This window comes from Aeromonas sp. 600276 (assembly GCF_049175815.1).
GTDB classification, from domain to species: Bacteria; Pseudomonadota; Gammaproteobacteria; order Enterobacterales; family Aeromonadaceae; genus Aeromonas; species Aeromonas dhakensis.
Window position 1 is genome coordinate 106,802 of the sequence record NZ_JAAKVU010000015.1, and the last position, 23,868, is coordinate 130,669.

At 63.4% G+C, this 23,868-nt stretch carries 23 protein-coding genes and 1 riboswitch; of the genes, 10 read left to right on the plus strand and 13 right to left on the minus strand.

Going from position 1 to position 23,868, the window contains the following annotated elements; genetic code table 11:
* Positions 1-102: 102 nt before the first annotated feature.
* Together G5134_RS15590 and G5134_RS15595 are read left to right on the plus strand one after the other, a co-directional pair.
* Complete coding sequence (locus tag G5134_RS15590) at positions 103-2,208, plus strand: DUF885 domain-containing protein (protein ID WP_065017250.1); 2,106 nt, start codon at positions 103-105, stop codon at positions 2,206-2,208.
* An 88-nt stretch (positions 2,209-2,296) separates the two neighbouring features.
* Entirely contained in the window at positions 2,297-2,755 is a 459-nt protein-coding gene (locus tag G5134_RS15595; protein WP_005305534.1) for a methylglyoxal synthase, read from the plus strand.
* Positions 2,756-2,815: 60 nt separating this feature from the next.
* On the opposite strand, the gene G5134_RS15600 is transcribed toward G5134_RS15595, so the two are convergent.
* The gene (locus G5134_RS15600) at positions 2,816-3,403 is read right to left on the minus strand and encodes a superinfection exclusion B family protein (RefSeq protein ID WP_005305531.1); all 588 of its coding nucleotides are present in this window, start codon (positions 3,401-3,403) and stop codon (positions 2,816-2,818) included.
* A 194-nt stretch (positions 3,404-3,597) separates the two neighbouring features.
* Positions 3,598-3,704, plus strand: a riboswitch (yybP-ykoY riboswitch).
* Between the two features lie 89 nt (positions 3,705-3,793).
* Between G5134_RS15600 and G5134_RS15605 the strand changes: the two genes are divergently transcribed.
* Positions 3,794-4,780, plus strand: coding sequence for a sodium:calcium antiporter (locus tag G5134_RS15605; protein WP_041204774.1), 987 nt, complete (start codon positions 3,794-3,796; stop codon positions 4,778-4,780).
* A gap of 77 nt (positions 4,781-4,857) precedes the next feature.
* Here G5134_RS15605 and ansB read toward each other — a convergent pair whose 3' ends face one another.
* The 3 genes from ansB to G5134_RS15620 all read right to left on the minus strand — a co-directional run bounded on the left by ansB (position 4,858) and on the right by G5134_RS15620 (position 7,293).
* Positions 4,858-5,916, minus strand: a complete 1,059-nt coding sequence (ansB, locus tag G5134_RS15610) for an L-asparaginase 2 (RefSeq protein WP_005305526.1) — start codon at positions 5,914-5,916, stop codon at positions 4,858-4,860.
* A gap of 131 nt (positions 5,917-6,047) precedes the next feature.
* On the minus strand, positions 6,048-6,242 hold the full coding sequence (locus tag G5134_RS15615) for a heavy-metal-associated domain-containing protein (protein ID WP_065017249.1): 195 nt from the start codon (positions 6,240-6,242) through the stop codon (positions 6,048-6,050).
* 100 nt (positions 6,243-6,342) lie between these two features.
* On the minus strand, positions 6,343-7,293 hold the full coding sequence (locus G5134_RS15620) for an AEC family transporter (protein ID WP_065017248.1): 951 nt from the start codon (positions 7,291-7,293) through the stop codon (positions 6,343-6,345).
* A 210-nt stretch (positions 7,294-7,503) separates the two neighbouring features.
* Here G5134_RS15620 and treR point away from each other — a divergent pair, with 210 nt between their 5' ends.
* From treR to G5134_RS15640, 4 genes are all read left to right on the plus strand, one after another.
* A complete protein-coding gene (gene treR / locus G5134_RS15625; protein WP_065017247.1) occupies positions 7,504-8,451 on the plus strand; it encodes a trehalose operon repressor TreR in 948 nt (315 codons plus the stop codon).
* 191 nt (positions 8,452-8,642) lie between these two features.
* On the plus strand, positions 8,643-10,073 hold the full coding sequence (gene treB, locus G5134_RS15630; RefSeq protein ID WP_024944796.1) for a PTS trehalose transporter subunit IIBC: 1,431 nt from the start codon (positions 8,643-8,645) through the stop codon (positions 10,071-10,073).
* Positions 10,074-10,141: 68 nt separating this feature from the next.
* A complete protein-coding gene (treC, locus tag G5134_RS15635) occupies positions 10,142-11,803 on the plus strand; it encodes an alpha,alpha-phosphotrehalase (protein ID WP_065017246.1) in 1,662 nt (553 codons plus the stop codon).
* A 3-nt stretch (positions 11,804-11,806) separates the two neighbouring features.
* Positions 11,807-12,412 carry a sugar O-acetyltransferase gene (locus G5134_RS15640; RefSeq protein ID WP_065017245.1) on the plus strand — a complete coding sequence of 202 codons (606 nt, stop codon included), beginning with the start codon at positions 11,807-11,809 and terminating at the stop codon, positions 12,410-12,412.
* A 118-nt stretch (positions 12,413-12,530) separates the two neighbouring features.
* Here the strand turns inward: G5134_RS15640 and G5134_RS15645 are convergent, their stop codons facing one another.
* On the minus strand, positions 12,531-12,989 hold the full coding sequence (locus G5134_RS15645) for an Lrp/AsnC family transcriptional regulator (protein WP_016352133.1): 459 nt from the start codon (positions 12,987-12,989) through the stop codon (positions 12,531-12,533).
* A gap of 103 nt (positions 12,990-13,092) precedes the next feature.
* Between G5134_RS15645 and G5134_RS15650 the strand changes: the two genes are divergently transcribed.
* Together G5134_RS15650 and G5134_RS15655 are read left to right on the plus strand one after the other, a co-directional pair.
* On the plus strand, positions 13,093-13,959 hold the full coding sequence (locus tag G5134_RS15650) for an EamA family transporter (RefSeq protein WP_421232076.1): 867 nt from the start codon (positions 13,093-13,095) through the stop codon (positions 13,957-13,959).
* Positions 13,960-14,294: 335 nt separating this feature from the next.
* Entirely contained in the window at positions 14,295-14,627 is a 333-nt protein-coding gene (locus G5134_RS15655) for a hypothetical protein (RefSeq protein ID WP_016352131.1), read from the plus strand.
* A 157-nt stretch (positions 14,628-14,784) separates the two neighbouring features.
* On the opposite strand, the gene G5134_RS15660 is transcribed toward G5134_RS15655, so the two are convergent.
* The 7 genes from G5134_RS15660 to nhaC all read right to left on the minus strand — a co-directional run bounded on the left by G5134_RS15660 (position 14,785) and on the right by nhaC (position 22,907).
* Positions 14,785-16,215, minus strand: coding sequence for a gamma-aminobutyraldehyde dehydrogenase (locus tag G5134_RS15660; RefSeq protein WP_065017243.1), 1,431 nt, complete (start codon positions 16,213-16,215; stop codon positions 14,785-14,787).
* A 29-nt stretch (positions 16,216-16,244) separates the two neighbouring features.
* On the minus strand, positions 16,245-17,060 hold the full coding sequence (locus G5134_RS15665; RefSeq protein WP_082969961.1) for an ABC transporter permease: 816 nt from the start codon (positions 17,058-17,060) through the stop codon (positions 16,245-16,247).
* A gap of 7 nt (positions 17,061-17,067) precedes the next feature.
* Positions 17,068-18,036, minus strand: a complete 969-nt coding sequence (locus G5134_RS15670) for an ABC transporter permease (protein WP_065017241.1) — start codon at positions 18,034-18,036, stop codon at positions 17,068-17,070.
* Positions 18,033-19,046, minus strand: coding sequence for an ABC transporter ATP-binding protein (locus G5134_RS15675; protein ID WP_065017240.1), 1,014 nt, complete (start codon positions 19,044-19,046; stop codon positions 18,033-18,035). The genes G5134_RS15670 and G5134_RS15675 overlap by 4 nt, the downstream gene beginning before the upstream one ends.
* 72 nt (positions 19,047-19,118) lie before the next feature.
* The gene (locus tag G5134_RS15680) at positions 19,119-20,264 is read right to left on the minus strand and encodes an ABC transporter substrate-binding protein (protein ID WP_017779090.1); all 1,146 of its coding nucleotides are present in this window, start codon (positions 20,262-20,264) and stop codon (positions 19,119-19,121) included.
* Between the two features lie 204 nt (positions 20,265-20,468).
* The gene (locus tag G5134_RS15685; RefSeq protein ID WP_065017239.1) at positions 20,469-21,392 is read right to left on the minus strand and encodes a LysR family transcriptional regulator; all 924 of its coding nucleotides are present in this window, start codon (positions 21,390-21,392) and stop codon (positions 20,469-20,471) included.
* A 105-nt stretch (positions 21,393-21,497) separates the two neighbouring features.
* Positions 21,498-22,907 (minus strand): Na+/H+ antiporter NhaC, encoded by a 1,410-nt coding sequence (gene nhaC, locus G5134_RS15690; RefSeq protein WP_005305478.1) that lies wholly within the window; start codon positions 22,905-22,907, stop codon positions 21,498-21,500.
* Positions 22,908-23,206: 299 nt separating this feature from the next.
* On the opposite strand from nhaC, the gene G5134_RS15695 reads away from it, so the two are divergent.
* Positions 23,207-23,416: a hypothetical protein gene (locus G5134_RS15695; RefSeq protein ID WP_017766456.1), complete on the plus strand. Its 210-nt coding sequence runs from the start codon at positions 23,207-23,209 to the stop codon at positions 23,414-23,416.
* Here the strand turns inward: G5134_RS15695 and G5134_RS15700 are convergent.
* Positions 23,411-23,683, minus strand: coding sequence for a late competence development ComFB family protein (locus tag G5134_RS15700; protein ID WP_042049801.1), 273 nt, complete (start codon positions 23,681-23,683; stop codon positions 23,411-23,413). The genes G5134_RS15695 and G5134_RS15700 overlap by 6 nt on opposite strands.
* Positions 23,684-23,868: the final 185 nt, after the last annotated feature.

Genomic DNA, 23,868 nt, shown 5'->3' on the forward strand with positions numbered 1-23,868 from the left:
GCTTATTTTTGTTAATCATGTCGCAAAAAAGCTAGCAAGAGAGGTGCACTATTGGAACCCCTTTTCGGGGGCAAACAATAACAACGGTTAAAGGACTACACCATGCACTTCTTGCCCAACAAACTGGCGCTGGCTTGTGCCATCGCACTCTCGCTCGCTGCCTGCAATGACAACAGCTCCCACGCGCCGGCGGATCCCGCCGCCACCAAGGCCTCCCTGATGCAGACCATGGACGAGGCCCTGCGCGAGAGCCAGGCGCTCGACCCCTACGGTTTTGCCATCGATGCCGCCAGCATCGCCAAGCGCAAGGCCCTCGACAGCGCCCTGCTCAAGCGGCTGGATGCCCTGGACGCGAGCGTGCTGAGCGAACGGGACCGGTTGTTCTACGACATGATCCGCTGGGATCTGCAGATCAACCTGACCGGTTACGATCTGCCCCAGTCCCAGATCCCGATCCACCACTTCAGCAACCGGGTGGTGGACCTGGCCGATGAGGTGGGGGCCGCACCGGCCAGCGGCAAAGCTGCCCGCACCGTCGAGCCCGGCTTCGACTACTTCGAGCAGAGTTCGGCCGATCGGGTTGCGCCGGGGGATGCCACCTGGCGGCGCGACATTGATCGCCCGGCAGCGGCACCGGTTGTGGCCAGCAAGGCGAGGGCCACAACCGCACCACTGGCCTGGTATCAGGAGCACCTCAGCTGGCTCAAGGCCTATGACGGCTACCTTGCCGAGGTGAAGCACCAGTTCGAACTGGGCAGCGCCCAGGGCAACACCCTGCCAGACGAGCTGGTGGACCGGCTGCTGGCCCAGCTCGACAGCAAGCTGGAGGGCGAGGCGATCGCCGGTTCCTACCTCGGCTGGCAGCAGCTGCCGGGAGAGGCGGACGAGGCGCTGCGCAGCGAGTACAAGGGGGTGCTGGACAGCATCAACGGCCACTATCTGGCGCTGCGGGACTATCTGGATTACCGGCACGGCGGTGCCTATGCGGTGCGCCTTGGCAGCGGCGAGTGCGACGACGGTTTCTGCGGCATGACCAACGGGCGTGACTGGTATCGCTGGCTGCTGAAGAAGCACACCACCACCGACATGACGCCGGAGCAGGTGCATGAGCTGGGGCTGAGCGAGGTGGCGCGGATCTTCGGCGCCATGGTCAAGGTGTGCCATACCGTCGGCAAGTGCGACAGCGACGACGTGGCCCAGAGCAAGCAGAGCGGTCAGATCTACGCCTTCTTCCGCTACCTGAACGAACCGGCCTTCTTCTATCAGAACCCGCTGGCGGTCTGGTCGGCCGGCCTCAACCCCGGCAACGCCACCGGTGCGACCCTGAGCGGGCCGCAGCAGCAGGCGCTGGCCGAGCACGAGCGGGCACTGCAGGAGTACAACGCCTTCAAGAGCAAGGCGGCGCTGGTGCTGCCGGACTTCTTCGATGCCGAGCGCACCATTCCCAAGCTGGATTACGAGGTGGTGCCCGTCTCCTATAAGGACGCGCCATACGGCGGGGTGGCCTGGTATCAGGACGGCAACCCGCAGACCGGCCGCAAGGGGCGCTTCTTCCTCAACACCTACTACCCCTATGGCCTGCAGAGCTGGAACATCAGCACCCTGCTGGCCCACGAGGCGGCGCCAGGCCACCACTTCCAGATCACCATCGCCCAGGAGCTGGCCGCCAAGGATCCCGACTTCCCGCAGTACGTGGCGAACGCCTCCTACACCGCCTATGCGGAGGGCTGGGCGCTCTACACCGAATACCTGGCGGATCACGACATGGGACTCTATCAGGGGCGCGGTCTCTACGATCCGGCGGTGGGGGACGTGAAGGTCGAGGGATCGTCTGCCTTCAACAACCAGCTACAGTACTTCGGTCGCCTCAACGAGGAGATGCTGAGGGCGATGCGGCTGGTGGTGGATACCGGCATCCACTGGTATGGCTGGAACCACGACCAGGCCGCCAACTACATGAAGGAGAACTCGGCGCTGGGGGACGGGGACATCAGCTCCGAGGTGCCCCGCTACATGGCCTACACCGGCCAGGCGACCTCCTACAAGGCGGGCCAGCTGGCGCTGATCCGGATGCGGGAGTCGGCCGAGCAGGCGCTGGGCGGAGGTTTTGACCTCAAGGCGTTCCACCACCATGTACTGGAATACGGCATGCTGCCCATCTCGGTGCTGGAGCAGAAGAACAGGCAGTGGATTGAACAGTCGAAGTGATCACAGTTACGGCGCCCGGCAAGGCAACGGGCGCCGCTTTCGATTAGGATACGGCTCTATTCAAACAACACTGCTACGGATGATGTCCATGGAACAGATCGCCCGTGAGATGGCGCCCCACAAGCGAGTGGCGCTGGTGGCTCACGACAACATGAAGACCCCTCTGCTGAACTGGGTGATGCGGCGCAAGGAGGAGCTCAAGCTCCACCACCTCTACGCCACCGGCACCACAGGCACCATGCTCGGCAAGCAGGCACAGCTGCCCATCACCTGTCTCTTCTCCGGCCCCATGGGGGGCGACCAGCAGCTTGGCGCCCTGATAGCCGAGGGCAAGATCGACGTGCTGATCTTCTTCTGGGATCCCCTCAATGCAGTGCCCCACGATCCGGACGTGAAGGCCTTGCTGCGCCTCGCGGCAGTCTGGAACATCCCGGTTGCCACCAACGAGGCGACCGCCGACTTCATCATGGACAGCCCCCACATGCGCCAGGCGTTCAGCGTGCAGATCCCGGACTACGCCGGGTATCTCAAGGCCAGAACCCAGTAACGGGGCTGAAACGACAGAGCCGGCCACAGGGCCGGCTCTTTTTATTGGCGGGAACGACGATCAGCGCTGGAAGCTTTTCTGCGCGAACTTGGGTCTGGCGTTCATGATCTGCTCCACCTGCTCGTCACTCATCTTGCCGCGCGACAGCCCCAGCACCTTGTAGGTGAGCAGCGGGCGGGCGGGCAGGGCGATCATCAGGGCGCGGATCTGGTTCTCGTCCTCTTTCTCCCGGGCCGGCTTGCCGTAGGCGTAGGTGAGCACGCCGGCATCCATCAGGTTTTTGACGGCGGGCTCGGTGATCGGCAAGTTTATGACGCTTTTGCGCTGCAGCACGAACTCGCGCAGCACCGCCTTCTCGTTGAAGTCGAGGAAGGAGATCATCTGGGCCAGCTGATCCTGCTGACGGCGCGACTGCCACTCGTCACAGGCCCACTCCCAGGCGATCAGGAAGCCCTGACTGCAGAAGTAGGAGATGGCGATCAGCATGCCGACCCCGAGCCAGGCGGCGTGTGTGGCGGCCCACTGGCTGACGGCCCCCTGCATCAAACCGGCCGGAAACAGCAGAATGATGCTGCAGCAGAGCAGCAGCCAGACCATCAGCCAGTTGAGGCGGTTCAGTTGATAGAAATGTTGGATCCACCGTTTCATCGTTCACCCTTCCCAAATCAGTGTGGACAGTAGTCATCTCATAGCAAACGGTGTGCCAAGGCGAGGAACTCACCGGCATTGAAGTGGATCCGGATGGCAAAGCCGATGGGTGGACGGTTACATTCCCTTACAACTTGTTGAGTCAATGATCATTAGTTTGCCTTGTGGGGTGGCGGTCAACTTGGTAAAAAGCCCGTACTGTCATAGGGGAGTAGCAACCCGCCCGTGATCCGGGCAGGGCTCATGTCAACATTCTTGGATCCTCAGATCCATGGCATGGGCGGCGATGGCATCCATCGCTCTGCAAGACCTTTGGCCTCGATATGCAAGCCAGCCGGGCGAGCCGTATCGGGTCCATTGGTTGTTCTGCTCGCCTGGCGGTTACTCATCATGCTGATCACCCTGCTGTTATTTCTGCTCTCTGCCGTCACCATCTATCTGGCCTGCGAATATTTCGTCAATGGCATCGAATGGACCGGCCACCACTTCAAGTTATCCCAGAGTGCCACCGGCTCCCTGCTGGCGGCCCTCGGCACGGCCCTGCCCGAATGCATCGTCACCCTGACCGCCTTGCTGATGGGGGATGCCCCCGCTCAGCAGCAGATAGGCATAGGTGCCGCCCTCGGCGGCCCGCTGGTGTTGGCCACCATAGGTTATGCCGCCGTCGGCGTGACCCTGCTGCTGTGCATGAGCCGGGAGCACAGGGCCATCGATGGCGAGGTGCAGCGGGAGATAGGCCGTGATCAGGCCTGGTTCGTCGGCATCTTCCTGGTGGCGGTGGCCCTCGGCATGGTGGCCTTCACCGGTAAAACCTGGTTGGCTCCGTTGTTCGTGCTGGTGTATCTGGTCTATGTGCGGCGCGAGCTGAAACAGACCGACAGCCACGAGGTCGAGTTGCCAGAGCCCCTCAAGCTGGATCCGGGCGCCGAGATCCCGGCGCTCGGCAAGGTGTTGCTGCAAACCCTGGTGGCGCTGGTGGTGGTGGCACTGGCGGCCCAGTTGTTCGTTCACCAGCTGGAGAGCATGGGCGAGCTGTTCGGTCTCTCGCCGGTGCTGGCGGCCCTGTTGCTGAGCCCGGTGGCGACCGAGATGCCCGAGCTGATGAACGTGCTGATCTGGGTGCGGCAGGGCAAGCACCGGCTGGCACTGGCCAATATCTCGGGGGCCATGATGATCCAGGGCACCATTCCCAAGGCGTTCTGCCTGCTGTTCACCCCTTGGCTGCTGGACAGCACCATGATGGTCTCCTCGCTGGTGACGCTGCTGGCGGTCGTGCTGTTGTGGTGGGGGTTCAGTCGGGAGCGGATGACGGCGGGCAGGCTCGCCTGGGTGGGGCTGATCTATCTTGGCTTCTGCGGCTGGCTGGTCATGGGCTGATGTGCCACGAACAAGGGCGGGATGGTATCCCGCCCTTTTTTATTCATTCCCTCTGCCGGCCGAGGCCGGCAGAGAGATCAGAACTGCTGGAACCAGCGCTGGATCTGGGCCGGATCCTTGCTCTGGGTCAGGGCAAGCATCAGCAGCACCCGCGCCTTCTGCGGGTTGAGGGTCTCGGCGGCGACGAAGCCGTACTTGGCGTCATCGATCTCGGCATCCAGGGTGGTGGAGCCGGTCGGCACGCGTGCCGAGCGCACTACGCGGATGCCGTCCTTGCTCGCCTTGGCTAGGGTGTCGAACAGGGTGTGGTAGAGGTTGCCGTTGCCCACCCCGGCGCTGACGATGCCATCGAACTTGGCATCCACCAGGGCCTTGGCCGGCAGATCAGAAGCGTTGGCGTAGCTGTAGACGATGCCGACCTGGGGCAGCTTGTCGAGCTTGCTCACGTCAAACGGGGTCTTGCTGGTGTGCTGACGGGCCGGGCTGCGCTGATAGTCGATCTTGCCGTTGTGGATATAGCCGAGCGGGCCGAAGTTGGGGGAGGCGAAGGTCTGCACCCCTGTGGTGTTGGTCTTGGTGACGTCACGGGCATCGAGTACGGTGTCGTTCATCGCCACCATGACGCCACGCCCCTTGGAGGCGGGGTCGGAGGCGGTCACCACGGCGTTGTAGAGGTTCATCGGGCCGTCGGCGCTCATGGCGGTGGAGGGGCGCATGGCGCCGACCAGCACCACCGGCTTGTCGCTCTTGACGGTCAGATTGAGGAAATAGGCGGTCTCTTCCATGGTGTCGGTGCCGTGGGTGATGACGATGCCGTCCACGTCATCCCTGGCCAGCAGCTCGTTGACCCGCTTGGCGAGCTTGAGCCATACCTCGTCGTTCATGTCCTGGGAGCCGATCTTCACCACCTGCTCGCCCTGCACGTCGGCCACGTTCTTCATCTCGGGCACGGCGGCGATCAGGGTCTCGATGGCCACCTTGCCGGCCTCGTAGTTGGACTGGGTAGCGGACTGCCCCGCCCCGGCAATGGTGCCGCCGGTGGCCAGGATATGGACGTTGGGCAGGGCCATGGCCATCGGGGAGAGGGTCAGGCCGAGGACGGCGGCGAGCAGGGTCTTGCGGATCGGGAGAGTCATGCTGCAATTCCTTCTGGGTGATAAAAATTGCAGCAAGTTTGCGCTTTCTGTTGCAGGGGTTTGTGATGACTCTCACCAAAAAACAGCTGGGTACAGAATTTTAACCTGTTTTATACCTATATGGAGATAATTTAACTCGCCGAGAAGCCTTTGGTTTCGATCAGGGCGATCAGATCGTCCTTGCTCAGTTCGCTCTCGATGATGGCCTTGCTGCTGGCAAAGTCGACGCTGGCGCTGCTGACGGCAGGCTGGGCCAGCAGGGCTTTTTGCAGGCTGGCAGCGCAGCCACCGCAGGACATGCCGGAGACGGTGAGTTCGATGGTCATGGGATATCTCCTCTGTTGATTGAGAGTCAGCGTAAAGCTGCCGCCCGCGGCAAGGTCAAGGGGGTGATGAAGGGGTGAGGGCCAGCACGTTTGCTGCTGGCTAGCCCATCAGCCCCAGGTAGTTCATCAGGGTGGCCCCCAGGCTGGTGGTGACGAGCGAGCCTAGCGTGGTGGTGGCGATGATGTTGGCTGCCAGGGCACTGTCGCCCCCCATGGCGCGGGTCATCACATAGCTGGCGGCGGCGGTGGGGGTGGAGCTGATGAGAAACAGGATGCCGAGCGCCTGCGGGCTGAAGCCGAGCGCCCAGGCGCCCATCACCAGCAGCACCGGGATGCACAGCAGCCGGTTGGCGGTGGCCCAGCCGGTCAGCAGGGCGCCGCCGCGCAGGGCCTTGAGGTTGAGGCTGGCGCCGGTGCAGAGCAGCGCCAGCGGCAGGGTCATGTTGGCGAAGTAGTTGCCCGTGGTGATCACCAGCTGGGGCAGCTCGATGCCGAGCAGGCCGAACGGCAGGGCCGCCAGGATGGCGATGATCAACGGGTTTTTGGCGATCCCCCTGAGGATCGGCTTGATCCCCTTGCTGCCCCCCAGGCTCCGGGTCAGGGTGATCACCGCAAGCACGTTGTAGAGCACGGTGACCGAGCCCACCAGCAGGGCGGCGGCGCCGATCCCCTCGGCGCCGTAGGCATTCTGCACATAGGCCAGTCCCATGATCCCCATGTTGCCGCGAAAGCTCCCTTGCACGAAGATGCCGCGCTGGCGCCGCTCGGGGATTAAGCGGGCCGCCAGCAGCTCCAGCACCAGAAAGCCGGTGAGGGTGCCGAGCAGGCCGTAGACGATGAGCCAGGGGCTCGGCATGGTGGAGAAATCGGTGCGCACCATGCTGAGAAACAGAAGCGCCGGCAGGGTGACCTGGAACACCAGGCGGGAAGCGGACTCGACGAAGCTGTCCGGCAGCAGGCCCAGCTGCTTGAGCCAGATGCCGAGCAGCAGCACCACGCAGATGGGGCCCGTGATGGAGAGGGAGAAGTACAGACTGGCCAGCAGAGTCATGATGGATCTCCTGTGCGATAAACGGGGCCCGTGACGGAGAGAGATGGAAGCAGACTGGCGAATAGACCCATGATGCGCGTCCTGTGCGATGGCGGGTGGCACGGCATGCGCCGGTGCCAAAAGGGCATTCTAACGCCATGGGCTTGTATTCACAGGGGTTAATCACAACAATGTGGGCAATTCCACCGCCGAGCCCCTGTGAGCCACTTCATGGACAAAAAACTGACCATCCTCGATATCGCCCGACTCAGTGGTGTTGGCAAGTCGACCGTCTCTCGGGTGCTCAACCAGGATCCCAAGGTGAAGCAGGCGACCCGCGAGCGGGTGGAGCAGATCATCGCCGAGCACGGCTTCGTGCCGAGCAAGTCGGCGCGGGCCATGCGCAGCCAGAGCCAGCAGGTGGTGGGGATCATCGTCTCGCGGCTAGACTCCAGCTCGGAAAACCAGGCGGTGCGCGGCATGCTGGAGACCCTCTACCGGCGCGGTTACGACGCCGTGCTGATGGAGAGCAAGTTCTCCCCCGCCAAGGTGCAGGAGCATCTGGCGGTGCTGGAGCGGCGCGGGGTGGATGGCATCATTTTGTTCGCCTTCAACGATCTCGACTATGCCGCCATGGCGCCGCTCAGGGAGAAGCTGGTGCTGGTGGCCCGCGACCATCCCGGTTTCTCCTCGGTCTGTTTCGACGATGCCGGTGCGGTGCGCACCATGCTGGACCAGCTCGCTAACCGCGGCATTCGCGAGATTGCCTACCTGGGGGTGGACACTGCCGACCTCACCACCGGCCAGCGCCGACTCGATGCCTACCTCGGCTACTGCGCCGAACAGGGGCTGACGGCGCGCAGCGCCCTCGGCGATCTCAGCCTGCAGAGCGGCTACCGGTTGGCGGCTGAGTTGCTCACCCCGACCACGGGCGCCTTGGTCTGCGCCAGCGACACCCTGGCCATCGGTGCCGCCAAGTACCTGCAGGAGCAGGGGCGCAGCGAGGTGCTGGTGACCGGCCTTGGCAACAACCCCATGCTCTCTTTTCTCTTCCCCAACGCCCTCAGCCTGGATCTCGGCTACAAGGGGGCGGGGGAGCAGGCCGCGCGCCAGCTGCTCGGCCAGATCGAGCAGGATCTGCCCCCGCTGGCGACCATAGCTCCCTGCCACTCTTTGTGAACGCCATCACCTAGCGCCGCACAAAAAACGCGCTTTTTGTGACCTCGGCCACGAATTGGGAACGTTCCCATTTTGATCGGGACCAATTGGCGGCATGCTAAATGGGAACGATACCAAAAACGCTCGGGCCCACAGACTGGCCCAAAAGGGCGACGCAGACCAATATCAATGGAGTCACAGAGGGAAGGCTCATGTCCAAGATCAACGCACAACATCTGGCCACGCTCATCGACAAGATCGGTGGCAAGGAGAACATCGCCACCGTCAGCCACTGCCTGACCCGGCTGCGCTTCGTCCTGAACGATCCGGCCAAGGCCGACAGCAAGGCCATCGAAACCATCCCGGCGGTGAAGGGGAGCTTCACCCAGGGTGGCCAGTTTCAGGTGGTCATCGGCAACGAGGTAGAGCAGTGGTACAAGGCGCTGACCGAAGAGATCGGCGTCAGCGGCGGCAGCAAGGAGGCCGCCAAGCAGGCGGCGCGCCAGAACATGAACCCGCTGGAGCGGGGCATCTCCCATCTGGCGGAGATCTTCGTGCCGCTGCTGCCCGCCATCATCACAGGTGGTCTGATCCTGGGCTTTCGCAACGTCATCGGCGACATCAAGATGTTCGACGATGGCACTCATTCCCTCACCGAGATCAGCCAGTTCTGGGCCCAGGTGCACGCCTTCCTCTGGCTGCTGGGCGAGGCGATCTTCCACTTCCTGCCGGTGGGGGTCTGCTGGTCTGCGGTGAAGAAGATGGGCGGCTCCGAGATCCTGGGCATCGTGCTCGGTATCACGCTGGTGTCGCCCCAGCTGATGAACGCCTACGGCATCGGTCAGCAGACCCCCGAGGTGTGGGACTTCGGTCTGTTCGTCATCCAGAAGGTGGGCTATCAGGCGCAAGTCATTCCGGCCCTGCTGGCGGGGGTATTCCTGGCCTGGGTGGAGACCAACCTCAAGCGGATCATTCCGGCCTATCTCTATCTGGTGATCGTGCCCTTCATCTCCCTGCTGCTGGCAGTGATCGTGGCCCACGCCTTTATCGGTCCGTTCGGTCGCTGGCTGGGTGACGGCGTCGGCTTTGCCGCCAAGGCTGCCATGACAGGTTCGTTTGCCCCTATCGGTGCTGCCCTGTTCGGTTTCCTCTACGCGCCGCTGGTCATCACCGGCATCCACCACACCACCAACGCGGTGGATCTGCAGCTGATGCAGAGCATGGGTGGCACCCCGATCTGGCCGCTGATCGCCCTCTCCAACATCGCCCAGGCATCTGCCGTGGTGGGGATCATCCTCATCAGCCGCAAGGAGAACGAGCGGGAGATTTCGGTGCCTGCCGCCATCTCCGCTTACCTGGGGGTGACCGAGCCGGCCATGTACGGCATCAACCTCAAATACAAGTTTCCCATGCTGTGCGCCATGGTGGGCTCCAGCCTTGCGGCCCTCATCTGCGGTTTCGCCGGGGTGATGGCCAACGGTATTGGGGTTGGGGGCCTGCCGGGCATCCTCTCCATCCAGCCGCAATACTGGGCCGTTTACTCCCTCGCCATGCTGGTGGCCATCGTGGTGCCTGTGGTGCTGACCCTGCTGGTCTACAAGCGCCAGCAGGCGGCCGGCAAGCTGGCCCAGGCCAGCGCCTGATCCCACGCATCAGGGCGACCCGCAGGGGTCGCCCTCTCCCTTTTTCATTCGAGACAAGAGCAAGACCCATGAGCCAAACACCCTGGTGGCAGAGCGCCGTGATTTACCAGATTTACCCCAAGAGCTTTCAGGATTCCGCTGCCCGTGGCACCGGCGATCTCAAGGGGATCATGGCCCGCCTCGACTATCTCAAGACCCTCGGCGTCGATGCCCTCTGGCTGACCCCGGTGTACGTCTCCCCGCAGGTGGACAACGGTTACGACATCGCCGACTACCTTGCCATCGACCCCGCCTACGGCACCATGGAAGATTTCGAGGCGCTGCTGGCTGCCGCCCACGCGCGCGACATCCGCATCGTGATGGATATCGTGGTGAACCACACCTCCACCGAGCACGCCTGGTTCAAGTCGGCGCTGGGGGACAAGAACAGTCCCTACCGCGACTACTACATCTGGCGCGATCCAGTGGACGGCGGCGTGCCGAACAACTGGCAATCCAAGTTTGGCGGCAGCGCCTGGGAGCTGGATCCCGCCACCGGTCAGTACTACCTGCACCTGTTTGCCCGCGAGCAGGCGGATCTCAACTGGGAAAATCCGGCAGTGCGCGCCGAGGTGAAAGACATCATCCACTTCTGGGCCAAGAAGGGGGTGGACGGTTTCCGGCTCGACGTCATCAACCTCATCTCCAAGGATCAGGCGTTTCCGAATGACGAGGTGGGCGATGGCCGCCGCTTCTACACCGACGGGCCACGCATCCACGAATTCCTGCAGGACGTGAGCCGCGACGTCTTTGCCCCGGTTGGCGCCATGACGGTGGGGGAGATGTCCTCTACTTCGCTGGAGCACTGCCAGCGCTACGGCGCGCTGGATGGTTCCGAGCTCTCCATGGTGTTCAACTTCCACCACCTCAAGGTGGATTACCCCAACGGCGACAAGTGGACCAAGGCGCCGTTCGATTTCCTCGAACTCAAGCGCATCTTCAACCACTGGCAGAGCGGCATGCATGGCAAGGGGTGGTCGGCGCTGTTCTGGTGCAATCACGATCAGCCGCGCATCGTCTCCCGCTTCGGTGACGAGGGCGAGCATAGGGTGGTGGCCGCCAAGATGCTGGCCAGCACACTGCACGGCCTGCAAGGCACCCCCTACATCTATCAGGGGGAGGAGATCGGCATGACCAACCCCGGCTATCAGCGCATCGATGACTATCAGGATGTGGAGAGCCGCAACATCTTCGCCATCAAGCAAGCCGAAGGGATGAGCGAGGCCGAGATCCTCACCATTCTCGGCGCCAAGTCCCGCGACAACTCGCGTACCCCGATGCAGTGGAGCGCCGCGGCCAACGCCGGTTTCACCAGCGGAACGCCCTGGCTCAAGCCTGCCGCCAACTACCCGGTGATCAACGCCGAGGCGGCGCTGGCCGACCAGCACTCGGTGTTCTGGCACTACCGGGATCTGATCCGCCTGCGCAAGGCGCACCCCATCTTCACTCAGGGGGATTATCAGGAGCGGCTGGCAGGGCATCCGCAGATCTGGGCCTATGCCCGCCGCGCCAACGGCCAGACATTGCTGGTGGTGAGCAACTTCTACGGCGAGCCGGCCACCTTTGCCCTGCCGGACGAGCTGGCCACCGGCAAGGGGCGCCTGCTGCTTGGCAACTACCCCGATAGCCCGGCCCGGCCGCAGTCCTGTATGCTGCGCCCTTATGAATCCCTGATCTGGCTGGTGGAGTAGGCGATGAGCGAGGTGATGACGAAGACGGCGGTGCGCGGCGTGGAGTGGCAGAAGATGGTAGCAGGGGCGCCTTATGATGCAGGCGACCCTGAACTGAAAGCGGCGCGCGAGCGTTGCCGCAGGCTCTATCACACCTTCAACACCAGCTGGCAGGAGAAACCGGAGCGGGATGCCCTGCTCCATGAACTGCTTGGCGGCCGTGGCAAAGCGTGCGCCATCAACCCGCCGTTCTTTTGCGACTATGGTGTCAACATCTTCGTCGGCGAGAACTTCTACGCCAACGTGGGCTGCACCATCCTCGACGTGTGCGAGGTGCACATCGGCGACAACGTGCTGCTGGCGCCCGGGGTGCAGATCTACACCGCCGCTCATCCGGTGGCGGTGGCGCCGCGCATCAAGGGGGTGGAGTCCGGCAAGCCGGTACGGATCGGCCACAACGTCTGGATTGGCGGGAGTACAGTAATCTGCCCCGGCGTCACCATAGGGGACAACAGCGTCATTGGCGCGGGCTCGGTGGTGACCAAGGATGTGCCAGCGGGCGTGGTGGCGGCCGGTAACCCCTGCAAGGTGTTGCGGCCGATGACGGCGGAGGAGCTGGCGGCGGTCTGACCCAGCCGGGGCGGGCAATCCCGCCCCGGTTGAGATCTGGCGCCGTGTTCAAGGCGCCATCCTTCATCTGATCTCTTCCCAAGGACGTGCCGGCCCGACCGGGCAGTGCGTTCTCACCTCAGGCAGGCAGCAAGGCTCCGCAGCGTTTGTGCTGTTTCATGACCACCAGGGTCTTGAAGCTGCGCACCTGCTCCCTGGCATGCAGCACCCGCCGGGTAAACAGGTCGTAGCTCTGCATGTCCCGCGCGGCGACCTGTAGTACGAAGTCCTGTTCCCCCGTGACGTACCAGAGGTCCATGACCTCCGGCTCCCCTTGCAGGCTGGCGATCATCTCATCGACGATGCGGCCGTGATCCCGCTCCAGCGTCACGAGCACCAGCATGGTGATGGGCCAGCCCATGGTGGCGGGTGCCACCAGCGCCACCTCCCGTTCGATGAGTTCCGCCTCCCGCAGCGCCCGCACGCGGCGGTAACAGGCCGGCGCCGAGAGGCCGACCCGGTGGGCCAGCTCGGGGATCGGCAGGCGGGCATCCTGCTGCAGTTCGGCGAGGATAAGCAGATCGAATTTGTCGGTCATGGGGAGAGAGATAAAAATTATCGAATAGGGCCAGTTTTAGACCGAAATTACGGTCGTCGCCAGATATATTTTACTTCTCATTGTCTGCTCAGGTTTGAACAAGATGCCGCCGAACACCACTGCTTTCTCCTCCCTGCTGGCAGTCATCCTCGCCATGCTGTCGATTACCCTCGGCGCCTCGCTGGCCAAGTCCCTGTTTCCCCTGATCGGGGCTGCCGGTACCACCTTGTTCCGACTGGGATGCGCCGCCCTGCTCCTCTCACTGGTGTTTCGCATCTGGCGAATGCCCTTCGACCGACGCACCCTGCTGAGGGCCATCCCCTATGGGCTGTCGCTGGGAGCAATGAATCTGCTCTTCTATCTGGCGATCGAGCGGATCCCCCTCGGCGTGGCGCTGGCCATCGAGTTCATCGGCCCCTTGACGGTGGCGCTGCTCGGCTCGCGCCATCGGGCAGACTTCCTCTGGCTGGCGCTGGCCATCGTCGGCCTGCTGTTGTTGCTGCCACTGCGGGCGGCCGAACAGACCCTCGATCCGCTGGGGGCGGCATTGGCGCTCGGGGCCGGGGTGTTCTGGGGGCTCTATATGCTGACCGGCAAGCGTGCCGGTGCCCTGCTGGGGGCGCAGGCGCCGGCGCTGGGCATGTGGGTGGGGGCCTTGCTGGTACTGCCCTTCGGCCTCGGTGGTGCGAGCGAGGCCACCTTCACCCTGCCCGTGGTGCTGATCATCGTGGGGGTAGGGTTGCTCTCCAGCGCGATCCCTTACTCCCTCGAGATGTTTGCCCTGCGCCGGCTGCCGCTCAAGAGCTACGGCATTCTGACCAGCGGTGAACCCGCCATGGGGGCCCTGATGGGGTTGCTGTTGCTGGGGGAACAGTTGCCCCCGGCCCAGTGGCTAGGGATAGCGGCGATCATCGTCGCCTCCATGGGCACCACCTGGCAAGGCGGGCGCCGGCGCACCGAGCCGGCGTGATCTGCCGGGCCCGTATGGCAGCCGGATTACGCTCATTACCCTGCCGGTGGGGGTCTGCCGTTCGCTGAACCCGGGATGTACAGCCACTTCAGATTTTTTGAACATCTAGGCCAGTTTATCTCGCTAACAATGGCGGGCCTGGATGTTTAATATTCACTCAACGCTTAGGCAGGAACGCCAAGCGGCCAAATAACTGGTCGTTCAAGGCTGTGGCACTCTCAAACAGGGTGCCGGATGTCGGTGAAAGAACAACACACTATTTGAATAACCTCTTGCAAGGATGCATTGATTCGGGCCCGTCGGCCCAGGCAATGACATAAAAACCAAGAGAGTGAATGAACATGAAAAACGTAATCAAGATGCTGGCCGTTGCAGGCCTGATGACCGCAGGTTTCGCCCAGGCTTCCGTTCCGGCTGACTTCAACGCCGCCCCGGGTGTGCTGTTTGTGAACTGGCACGCGACCGCCGCCGTCGAAGGCAAGGCCAACCCCATGCTGGAAGTGCGTGACGAGTCTGGCGACGTGGTTGCCTCCGTCCATGCCAACCTGATGGGCACCCAGCAAGTGCAGATCCCGAGCCGCACCCAGGGCAACCTGACCGTGAGCCTGGGTGATCAGAGCAGCGATTACCGCATCCCGTTCGGTATCGGCAGCGGCAAGCAGCGCTAAGCCGACGACACCCTGGCGTGATGGCCGCAGACCGCACCGGCTCGACCGGTACCTTCCCCGGCCATGATCCGCCAGCGTGGCGTGAAGATGCAGAGTGCTCAGAGAGAAGGCCCCGCCATGCGGGGCCTTCTGCTTTTCGTGTTCGGTTGGCCGAGCCTCACAGCTTGAGCATGATGTGGCGCGGCACCGTGTAGTCCTCCAGCGCGTAGAGGGAGAGATCCTTGCCGTAGCCGGACATCTTCATGCCGCCGTGGGGCATCTCGGAAGTGAGCATGAAGTGGGTGTTGATCCAGGTGCAACCGTACTGCAGGTGGCTGGCCACCTTGCTGGCAAGGCTCAGATCCTTGGTCCAGACCGAGCTGGCGAGGCCGTAGTCTGAGTCGTTGGCCCACTGCACCACCTGCTCGGCGTCGCTGAAGCGGGTCACCGACACCACCGGGCCGAACACCTCCCGGCGCACGATTTCATCCTCCTGGCGGGCATGGGCGATCAGGGTCGGCTCGAAGAAGAAGCCGTTGCCGGGGCGGATCTTGCCCCCCGCCGTCACCTCCACGTGGCCGCTGCTCTGGGCCCGCTCCACGAAGCTGGCCACCCGGTTGCGCTGCCGGTCCGAAATGAGCGGCCCCATCTCCACCCCCTCCTCGCGCGGACCGCCCACCTTGATGGAGGCGACCGCCTCGGTCATGGCGGCGACGAATTTGTCATAGATTTTGCCCTGGGCATAGATGCGGCAGGCGGCGGTGCAATCCTGGCCGGCGTTGTAGAAGCCGAAGGTGCGAATGCCCGCCACTACTGCTTCCAGATCCGCATCGTCGAAGATGATGACCGGCGCCTTGCCCCCCAGCTCCAGGTGGGTGCGCTTCATGGTGCGGGCGGCGCTCTGCAGGATCTTCTGGCCGGTGGCGATGTCACCGGTGAGCGACACCATGCGCACCAGCGGGTGTTCCACCAGCGGCGCCCCCACGCTCTCGCCTCGGCCGCAGACGATGTTGATGACGCCGCGCGGGAAGAGCTCGCTGGCGAGCTCCGCCAGGCGCAGGGCGGTGAGCGGGGTCTGCTCGGAGGGTTTGAGCACCACCGTATTGCCGGCGGCGAGCACCGGAGCCATCTTCCAGGCCGCCATCATCAACGGATAGTTCCAGGGGGCGATACTGCCCACCACCCCGATGGGGTCGCGGCGGATCATGCTGGTGTGCCCCTCGATGTACTCCCCCGCCAGCGGCCCCTGCAGGCAGCGGGCCGCGCCGGCGAAGAAGCGGAAGCAGTCCACCACCGCCGGCAGCTCGTCATTGAGCACCGCCAGATAGGGCTTGCCGCAGTTGAGAGATTCGAGCGCCGCAAACTCCTCGGCGTGGCGTTCGATGGCGTCGGCCAGGCGCAGCAGCAGGGCACTGCGGCTCGCCGGGGTGGTGCGGCTCCACTGGGCGAAGGCGCGCTGGGCGCCGTTCACCGCCCGGTTCACCTGCTCGAACGAGGCTTCTGGCACCGAGGCGAGAAGTTCCCCGGTTGCCGGGTTGAGGATGGGCTCGGCCTGGCCGTCACCGGTGACGAACTGACCGTCGATCAAGAGTTGGGTAGAGAGTTTCATGGTTGCATCCTTGCGCACGCGTTGAGTCGTTATTTGCCACTGCCGGCGACGTCCTGGCCGTCGCGGGTGAGGTAGTAGGCAAGCAGAATAGGAATGGTGGTGAAGACCACTATGATGAGCGCCACCACGTTGGTGACCGGCCTGTCCCGTGGCCGGATCAGCTCCTGATACATCCAGATCGGCAGCGTGGTCTGCTGGCCGGCGGTGAAGGTGGTGACGATCACCTCGTCAAAGCTGAGGGCAAACGCCAGCATGCCCCCCGCCAGCAGCGCCGTGGCGAGGTTGGGCAGGATCACGTAGCGCAGGGTCTGGAAGCCGTCGGCCCCGAGATCCATCGACGCTTCGATGAGTGACTGGTTGGTGCGGCGAAAGCGCGCCAGGGCATTGTTGTAGACCACCACCACACAGAAGGTGGCGTGACCGATGACGATGGTCCAGAAGCTGAAGGGGATCTCCATCACCCCGTAGGCGGAGCGCAGCGCGATGCCGGTGACGATACCGGGCAGGGCGATGGGCAGCACCAGCAAGAGCGACACCACCTCCTGGCCGAAGAAGCGGCTGCGGGCGATGGCCCCCGCCGCCAGGGTACCGAGTACCATGGCGGTCAGCGTCGCCAGCCCAGCTACCTCCAGCGACAGCTGGATGGCGCGCCACACGTCGGGGCGGTTGAGAGTCACCTCGAACCACTTGAAGGTGAGCCCGGGCGGCGGGAACTGATAGCTCTTGCTCTCGCTGGTGAAGGCATAGAGGAAGATGAACAGGATCGGGAAGTGCAGAAACAGCAGCCCGCCGATGGCCGCGTACTTGAGCAAGCCGGAGGGTTGGCTGCCGTGGTCCCGTTTTATGGAGGTATTAGAGCGCATCGAAGGCCCCCAAGCGTTTTGCTATCGCCAGATAGATGGCGATGATGAGGATCGGCACCAGCGAGAAGGCGGCGGCGAAGGGCAGGTTGCCCGCCGTGCCCTGCTGCATGTAGACCACCTGACCTATGTACATGGTGGAGTTGCCTATGATGCCGGGGATGATGTAGTCACCCAGCGTCAGGGAGAAGGTGAAGATGGAGCCCGCCACCACGCCGGGCAGGGCCAGCGGCAGGATCAGGGTGCGAAAGGTCTGGGCCGGGGTGGCGCCGAGATCGCCGCTCGCCTCCAGCAGGGAGCGCGGGATCCGCTCCACCGCCGCCTGGATGGGCAGGATCATGAAGGGCAGCCAGACGTAGACGAACACGATGAAGGTACCGATGCGCGAGAACGACAGCGACGGCCCGCCGATCACCGGCAGCGAGAGAATGGCGTCCAGCAGCCAGTCCAGCCCCAGAGTGTCGGCTAGCCAGCTGACGACCCCCTCCTTGGCCAGGATCAGCTTCCAGGCGTAGACCCGCACCAGATAGCTGGACCAGAGCGGCAGCATGATGCCGACGTAGAACAGGGCCCGGGTCTTGCCGCTGGTGTAGCGCGCCATGTAGTAGGCCACCGGGAAGCCGAGCAGGGCGCAGACCAGGGTTACCAGCAGCGACATGCCGACGGTACGCAGGATCACGTCCAGATTCTCCGCCCGCAGCAGGGCGACGAAGTTCTGCAGTCCCAGCTCGTGACGGATCTGGCCGCTGAACTCGTCCAGCCCGAAGAAGGCGTTGGAGAGCAGCATCAGCAGGGAGCCGACGTAGATGATGCCGAGCCAGAGCAGGGGCGGCCCCAGCAGAATGGCCAGCAGCAGACCGGAGCGGCCGTAGAGCAGGGTGGAGAGGCGCCGCAGCGGCCTGACGCGAACGGAGTCGGTAGCTTGGCTCATGGCAAGGCTCGCACTGTGGGGGGCGCTCATGGTTGAGCTCCCTGGTGGGCGGTGTGCAGACGGTGGATCGCCTGCTCCGGCCAGCTGAGGCTGACCCGGGTGCCACGGGGCAGGCGGGCCTGGCCCTCGTTGGGGTGGTTGACGATAAGTTCGAGCTGTTCACCGAGATCGACCCGGTAGCGCACGAAGGGGCCGAGGTACTCCACCTCGCGCACCTCCCCGGACCAGCCGGGCGTGCCGGCCTCGGCGAGCCGGATCCGCTCCGGGCGCACCATCATCTGGCGCTCATCGCCACACAGGCGGCGGGCCTGCTCCCCCTCGAACAGGTTGACGGTGCCCACGAAGCGGGCGACGAAGGGGGTGGCGGGGGCGTCGTAGATGGTGTCCGGCGCGGCGATCTGCTCGATCTTGCCCTGATTGAAGATGCAGATGCGGTCGCTCATGGAGAGCGCCTCCTGCTGATCGTGGGTGACGAAGATGAAGGTGATGCCGAGCTGGCGCTGCAAGGCTTTGAGCTCAAGCTGCATCTGCTCGCGCAGCTTGAGGTCGAGCGCCCCCAGCGGCTCGTCCAGCAGCAGGATGCGCGGCTGGTTGATCAGCGCCCGGGCGATGGCGATGCGCTGGCGCTGGCCGCCGGAGAGCTGGCCGGGCTTGCGGTTGCCGACGCCGGGCAGGCGAACCAGCTCCAGCATCTCGTCCACCTTGCGGTAGCGCTCCGCCTTGGCGACGCCCTTGAGCATCAGGCCGTAGCCGATGTTGTCGCTCACATCCATGTTGGGAAACAGGGCGTAGTCCTGAAACACGGTATTGAGGTTACGATCGTAGGGGGGCACGGTGGAGCAGGGGTCGCCGAACAGCCGGATCTCCCCCTCGCTCGGGTATTCGAAGCCCGCGATCATCCGCAGGCAAGTGGTCTTGCCGGAACCGCTCGGCCCCAGCAGGGTGAAGAACTCGCCGGCGGGGATCTGGAAGGAGATGTCGTCGACCGCCTTCACCTCGCCATAGTGGCGGCTGACCCGGTCAAATTGTACGGCATTCATGGGACGTCCTTGTCTGTGTGAGAAGCGGGCCGGACTCCTGTCCGGCCCCATATCGGCATTTACTGAGGCACCTCAGCGACCACCCAGGATGGCGATATAGTCCGAGACCCAGCGGTAATACGGCACACAGGTCCCCTGGCTCTTGCACTGAGAGACGGGAGTTCGCCAGAAGCGAACCCGATCGAAGTTATCGATGCCGTTGGTCTTGCACCCCTCCTTCCCGAGCAGGGCGTTGCCCTCGCAGGCGGCCGGCACCACGGGCACGGAACCAAACCAGGAGGCGAGATCCCCCTGCAGCTTGTTGTTGAGGGAGTGCTCCAGCCACTTATAGGCACAAGTGAGGTTCTTGGCGTCGCTGTGCACCATGCTGGTGTCGGCCCAGCCGGTGACCCCTTCCTTGGGCACGGTGGTGGCGATGGGCTGCTTGTCGGCGATCAGGGTATTGGCCTGGAACGGCCAGGAGCCGGAGGCCACGACCCCCTCGTTCTTGAAGTCATCGATCTGGACGAAGGCATCGTGCCAGTAACGCCCCACCAGCTGGCGTTGCTGGCGCAACAGGTCGAGGGCGGCCTTGTACTGATCCTCGTTCAGTTCATACGGATCCTTGATGCCGAGCGCCGGCTGGTGGCTCATCAGATAGAGGGCCGCATCGGCGATGTGGATGGGGCCGTCGAACGCCTGCACCCGTCCCTTGTTGGACTTGCCGTCCGGCAGGGTCTGCTCCTCGAACACCACGCTCCAGGAGTCAGGCGCCTTGGGGAACACCTTGGTGTTGTACATCAAGATGTTGCCGCCCCACTGGTAGGGCACGCCGTAGTGCTTGCCGTCCACCGTGTGCCAGGGAGCATTCTGCAGACGGGGATCTATCTTGCCGTAGCTCGGGATGAGCGCCAGGTTGAGCGCCTGCACCTTGCCACCGGCGATGAGGCGCAGGCTGGCGTCGCCGGAGGCGGTCACCAGATCGAAGCCCCCCTCGTTCATCAGCGCCACCATCTCGTCCGAGGTGGCGGCGGTCTTGACGTTGACCTTGCAGCCGGTCTCTTTCTCGAAGCCGGTCACCCAGTCGTAATTCTTGTCGGTCTCGCCGCGTTCCACGTAGCCGGCCCAGGCCACGATGTTGAGCTGGCCTTCCCCCTTGCCGAGGGTGGTGGGGGCTGCCTGGGTCTGGCCTGCCAGCAGGGCGGGGATCAGGGCCAGGGTGAGGGGGGTTAGTTTCATCTTGCTCTCCTTGCTGGGGCGGGCACTGTGGTGATGCTACGCTGACAATTAACATCCTGTTAACCAGTCATGAGCGTAGGAGAAGCGCTGAGCAATGAGAATTTCAATTTTTAACGCCAGAGGTATCTGCTAAATCGATATCGAGTGCAGATGAATCTGATTTTTAGCGACAACCCCGCCTGATGGTTGACGCCATCCCTTCGGTTAGCGGGAAGCCTGCTGGCGGGCCCGCAGCCGGCTCTGATCCCGCACTATGTCGATGAACTCGCGGGCGGTCCACTCCAGCCGTGAACCGCGCCGCCACACCAGGCCGATGTCGATGGCGGGAATGGGCTCCTTGATGGCGCGGGCCTCGACCCGCTCCTGCTCCAGCGACCAGGGGCGATAGGCAAAATCCGGCAGCAGGGCGAGCCCGAGCTGGCTGGCCACCAGGCTGCGCACCGCTTCCACCGAGGCGGTCCGCAGCACGATGCGCGGCGCTATGCCGTAACGGCGCAGGCCGCCGCCAATGATCTGATCCAGCTGGTCGGCGGTCAGCGAGATCATGGGTTCTTCGCCGAGCGCCTTGAGAGAGAGGGTCGACTCGGCGCAGAGCGGGTGATTGGCGGCGAGCCAGACCCGCAGCGGCGAGCGGGTCAGCAGCTCGGTATCGAACGCCTCCTGGCGGATGGTGCGGTTGGTCATCAGGATCCCCACGTCCACCTCGCCGTTGACGATCTGGTGCTCGAGATAGGGCTGCTCGTCCTCCTTCACCTCGATCTGTACCGCCGGGAAGGCGCGGCGAAAGCGGCCGAGGGCTTCCGACAGGTAGTAGCCGGCCACCAGCGTGGTCACGCCTATGGTGAGCCGCCCCTGATCCTGCTGGGCCACCGCCTTGAGGGAGTGGCTTGCCTCGGTCATGGCGCCGAGGATGCGACGGGCGTGCAGCAGAAACTGGTGGCCCTGGGTAGTTAGGCTGACCCCGCGCGGGTTGCGATCGAACAGGGGGGCGCCGAGCTCGCTCTCCAGCTCGCGGATGGCGCTGGTGACTGCCGACTGGGAGATGTGCAGCTCGGCAGCGGCGCGGCTGACCGAGAAGCTGTCGGCCACCGCCACGAAATAGCGGATCTGGCGAAAGGTGAAGTTCATCTGGGCGTCCTGCCGCGTGCGATCAAGGTGAGTGCCAGCTTAACCTCGAATCGCGCCCAGACAAAAGGCGCCGTGTTGGCGCCTTTGTCATGGTTTTTCCGGCGGTTAGCGGGAGCTGGCCGCCTCGATCACCGGGATCCGGTTCACCGCCTTGCCCAGATAGGCGAGGGTGATGGTCACAATGATGCAGGTGAAGCTGAGCCACATGTAGGGCAGGTAGTCGAGAGTGGCCACTCCCAGTACCCCGGCCATGAAGATGCCGTTGTCGCTCCAGGGCACCATGCCGCAGGTGAGGGTGCCGCCGAACTCGGCGTTGCGGGAGAGGTTCTTGCGTGCCAGCCCCAGCCGGTCGTAGTTCTTGGCCATGATCTTGGGGGTCAGGATCAGCGACACATACATGGCCGAGCCGAACACGTTGGCCAGGAAGGCGGTGCCTATGGTGTGGGTAGTCAGGCTGCCGGCACCCTTGATGCGCTTCTCGAAGGCGCTGGCAATCACTTCCAGGATGCCGACCTTCTCCAGCAGGCCGCCAAAGCCCAGACCGAAGATGATGACGGCCACCGAGCCCAGCATGGACTCCATGCCGCCACGGCCCAGGATGTTGTCGATGAAGTCGACACCGGAGGTGATAGCGAACGGGCTGTAGGCGGAGTGCATCGCCTTCACCGGATCCATGTCTTGGAACAGGATGGCCCAGACAAGGCCCAGCAGGGCGCCGAAGCTGATCACCGGGAAGGCGGGCTTGCGGTTGGCCAACAGGCCCAGCACCAGCACCACGGGCACTATGGCCAGCGGGGTGATGTTGAACTGCTTGTCGAGGGCTTCCATCACCAGGTTGACCTGCTCCAGGCTGACGTTGCCGGAGTACTGCATGCCGACCACGGTGAACAGGGCCGCGGTGATGACGTAGGAGAACAGGCTGATGGGCAGCATCCCCTTGATGTGCTCCATCACGTCGACGTTGGACATGGTCGAGGCCAGCACCACGGAGTCGGAGAGCGGAGAGAGCTTGTCACCGAAGTAGACACCGGAGAGCACGGCACCGGCTACCAGCGGCGCTGGCACCCCCAGGCTGTGGCCTATGCCCATCATGGCGATGCCGGCGGTGGCGGCCGAGCCCCAGGAGGTGCCGGTGGCCAGCGAGGTGAGGGAGCAGATGATCAGGGTCGCCAGCAGGAAGATGGACGGGTGAATCACCTTGAGGCCGAAGTAGATGATGCTGGGGACTATGCCGCCGGCAATCCAGGTACCGACCAGGGCGCCGACGGAGACCAGGATCAGGATGGCCCCCATCCCCTTGGCGACACCGTCGACGGCCGCCTGCTCGAGGGATTTGTAATCATGGCCGAGCTTGATGCCGAGCCCCATGATGACGAACCAGGCGATGAACAGTGCCAACTGGATTGGCAGGTCGAGCACGCTGGTGAAGGAGAAGGCCAGGGCCAGGAAAATGGCCAGACAGGCAAACACCTGCGACATGCCCGGCAATCGGATGTGGTTGTGTTGGTTTTGCATAGATACTTCCTAAACTCTTGCTCGCCACGGTCGGTCCCTCTCGTCCTGTGGATACACGTATCCCGAGGGGCCCACCCAAAAAGAGGCCGCAATCTACCACAAACCAGGGGGGACAAATCCCAACTGATTTGGCAAAAATGCAATTTTGATTGAAAAACTTACAATTTAGTTGATCTCATAACCCGTTTTTGAGTGCTCTGTCTGCCCCGATGGGACATTCGACTCCGATAGGAAAGTCCGATTGCATACTCCTAAAATACAAATGATAATTGTTATCAGTTGTTGGAGGGGAGTGTGTCATGAGATGGATAGTGAGGGCCATGCTGCTGATCGGGCTGCTGGCCATCCTGATCTGGGGTCAGGAGAGGGAGTACGGGGTATGGAGTCTGGGCTTCTTGCTGGCCGCCTGGGTCATGTTCGAACCCAGGCTGAGACCAGCGCTGATCCTGCTGCCGGTGGCCGGCATGACCGGAGTGGCGGCCCTTGTCTGGCAGCAGCCCTGGTTATGACGAGGTGGCCGGTGCGCTCTGCACCTTTTCCAGCGCCTGTTTGAGGGAGGTGATGACGTTCTTCTCCATCTCGTTGCGCTTGGCATCGGTCAGGAAGTAGATCATGTCGACGTCGTGGCGAATATAGTGGGAGGGGAGCTGGTTTAGGGTCAGGCAGCAGAGATCGGCCATCTGGTTGGTGTTCAGCGTCTGGCTGAGCCCCTGTTTCTCAATCTCCTTGAGCACCAGATGCTCGTAGAAGTTGTGAATGTCGGTATCCAGTATCATATGCATTCCTTGGCATGACGATGGGCGGTGAGTCGTCAAAAGCATAGTCATAACAAGGGGTAAAAACAAAAGGCCCATCACTTTCGTGATGGGCCTTTTGCATGATGAATGGTGCGAAGAGAGGGACTCGAACCCTCACATCCGTGGGACACTAACACCTGAAGCTAGCGCGTCTACCAATTCCG

Coding starts and splice junctions, on each gene's coding strand:
- G5134_RS15590 (WP_065017250.1), top strand. CDS start 103: ATGCACTTCTTGCCCAACAAACTGGCGCTGGCTTGTGCCATCGCACTC.
- G5134_RS15595 (WP_005305534.1), top strand. CDS start 2,297: ATGGAACAGATCGCCCGTGAGATGGCGCCCCACAAGCGAGTGGCGCTG.
- G5134_RS15600 (WP_005305531.1), bottom strand. CDS start 3,403: ATGAAACGGTGGATCCAACATTTCTATCAACTGAACCGCCTCAACTGG.
- G5134_RS15605 (WP_041204774.1), top strand. CDS start 3,794: ATGCTGATCACCCTGCTGTTATTTCTGCTCTCTGCCGTCACCATCTAT.
- ansB (WP_005305526.1), bottom strand. CDS start 5,916: ATGACTCTCCCGATCCGCAAGACCCTGCTCGCCGCCGTCCTCGGCCTG.
- G5134_RS15615 (WP_065017249.1), bottom strand. CDS start 6,242: ATGACCATCGAACTCACCGTCTCCGGCATGTCCTGCGGTGGCTGCGCT.
- G5134_RS15620 (WP_065017248.1), bottom strand. CDS start 7,293: ATGACTCTGCTGGCCAGTCTGTACTTCTCCCTCTCCATCACGGGCCCC.
- treR (WP_065017247.1), top strand. CDS start 7,504: ATGGACAAAAAACTGACCATCCTCGATATCGCCCGACTCAGTGGTGTT.
- treB (WP_024944796.1), top strand. CDS start 8,643: ATGTCCAAGATCAACGCACAACATCTGGCCACGCTCATCGACAAGATC.
- treC (WP_065017246.1), top strand. CDS start 10,142: ATGAGCCAAACACCCTGGTGGCAGAGCGCCGTGATTTACCAGATTTAC.
- G5134_RS15640 (WP_065017245.1), top strand. CDS start 11,807: ATGAGCGAGGTGATGACGAAGACGGCGGTGCGCGGCGTGGAGTGGCAG.
- G5134_RS15645 (WP_016352133.1), bottom strand. CDS start 12,989: ATGACCGACAAATTCGATCTGCTTATCCTCGCCGAACTGCAGCAGGAT.
- G5134_RS15650 (WP_421232076.1), top strand. CDS start 13,093: ATGCCGCCGAACACCACTGCTTTCTCCTCCCTGCTGGCAGTCATCCTC.
- G5134_RS15655 (WP_016352131.1), top strand. CDS start 14,295: ATGAACATGAAAAACGTAATCAAGATGCTGGCCGTTGCAGGCCTGATG.
- G5134_RS15660 (WP_065017243.1), bottom strand. CDS start 16,215: ATGAAACTCTCTACCCAACTCTTGATCGACGGTCAGTTCGTCACCGGT.
- G5134_RS15670 (WP_065017241.1), bottom strand. CDS start 18,036: ATGAGCGCCCCCCACAGTGCGAGCCTTGCCATGAGCCAAGCTACCGAC.
- G5134_RS15675 (WP_065017240.1), bottom strand. CDS start 19,046: ATGAATGCCGTACAATTTGACCGGGTCAGCCGCCACTATGGCGAGGTG.
- G5134_RS15680 (WP_017779090.1), bottom strand. CDS start 20,264: ATGAAACTAACCCCCCTCACCCTGGCCCTGATCCCCGCCCTGCTGGCA.
- G5134_RS15685 (WP_065017239.1), bottom strand. CDS start 21,392: ATGAACTTCACCTTTCGCCAGATCCGCTATTTCGTGGCGGTGGCCGAC.
- nhaC (WP_005305478.1), bottom strand. CDS start 22,907: ATGCAAAACCAACACAACCACATCCGATTGCCGGGCATGTCGCAGGTG.
- G5134_RS15695 (WP_017766456.1), top strand. CDS start 23,207: ATGAGATGGATAGTGAGGGCCATGCTGCTGATCGGGCTGCTGGCCATC.
- G5134_RS15700 (WP_042049801.1), bottom strand. CDS start 23,683: ATGATACTGGATACCGACATTCACAACTTCTACGAGCATCTGGTGCTC.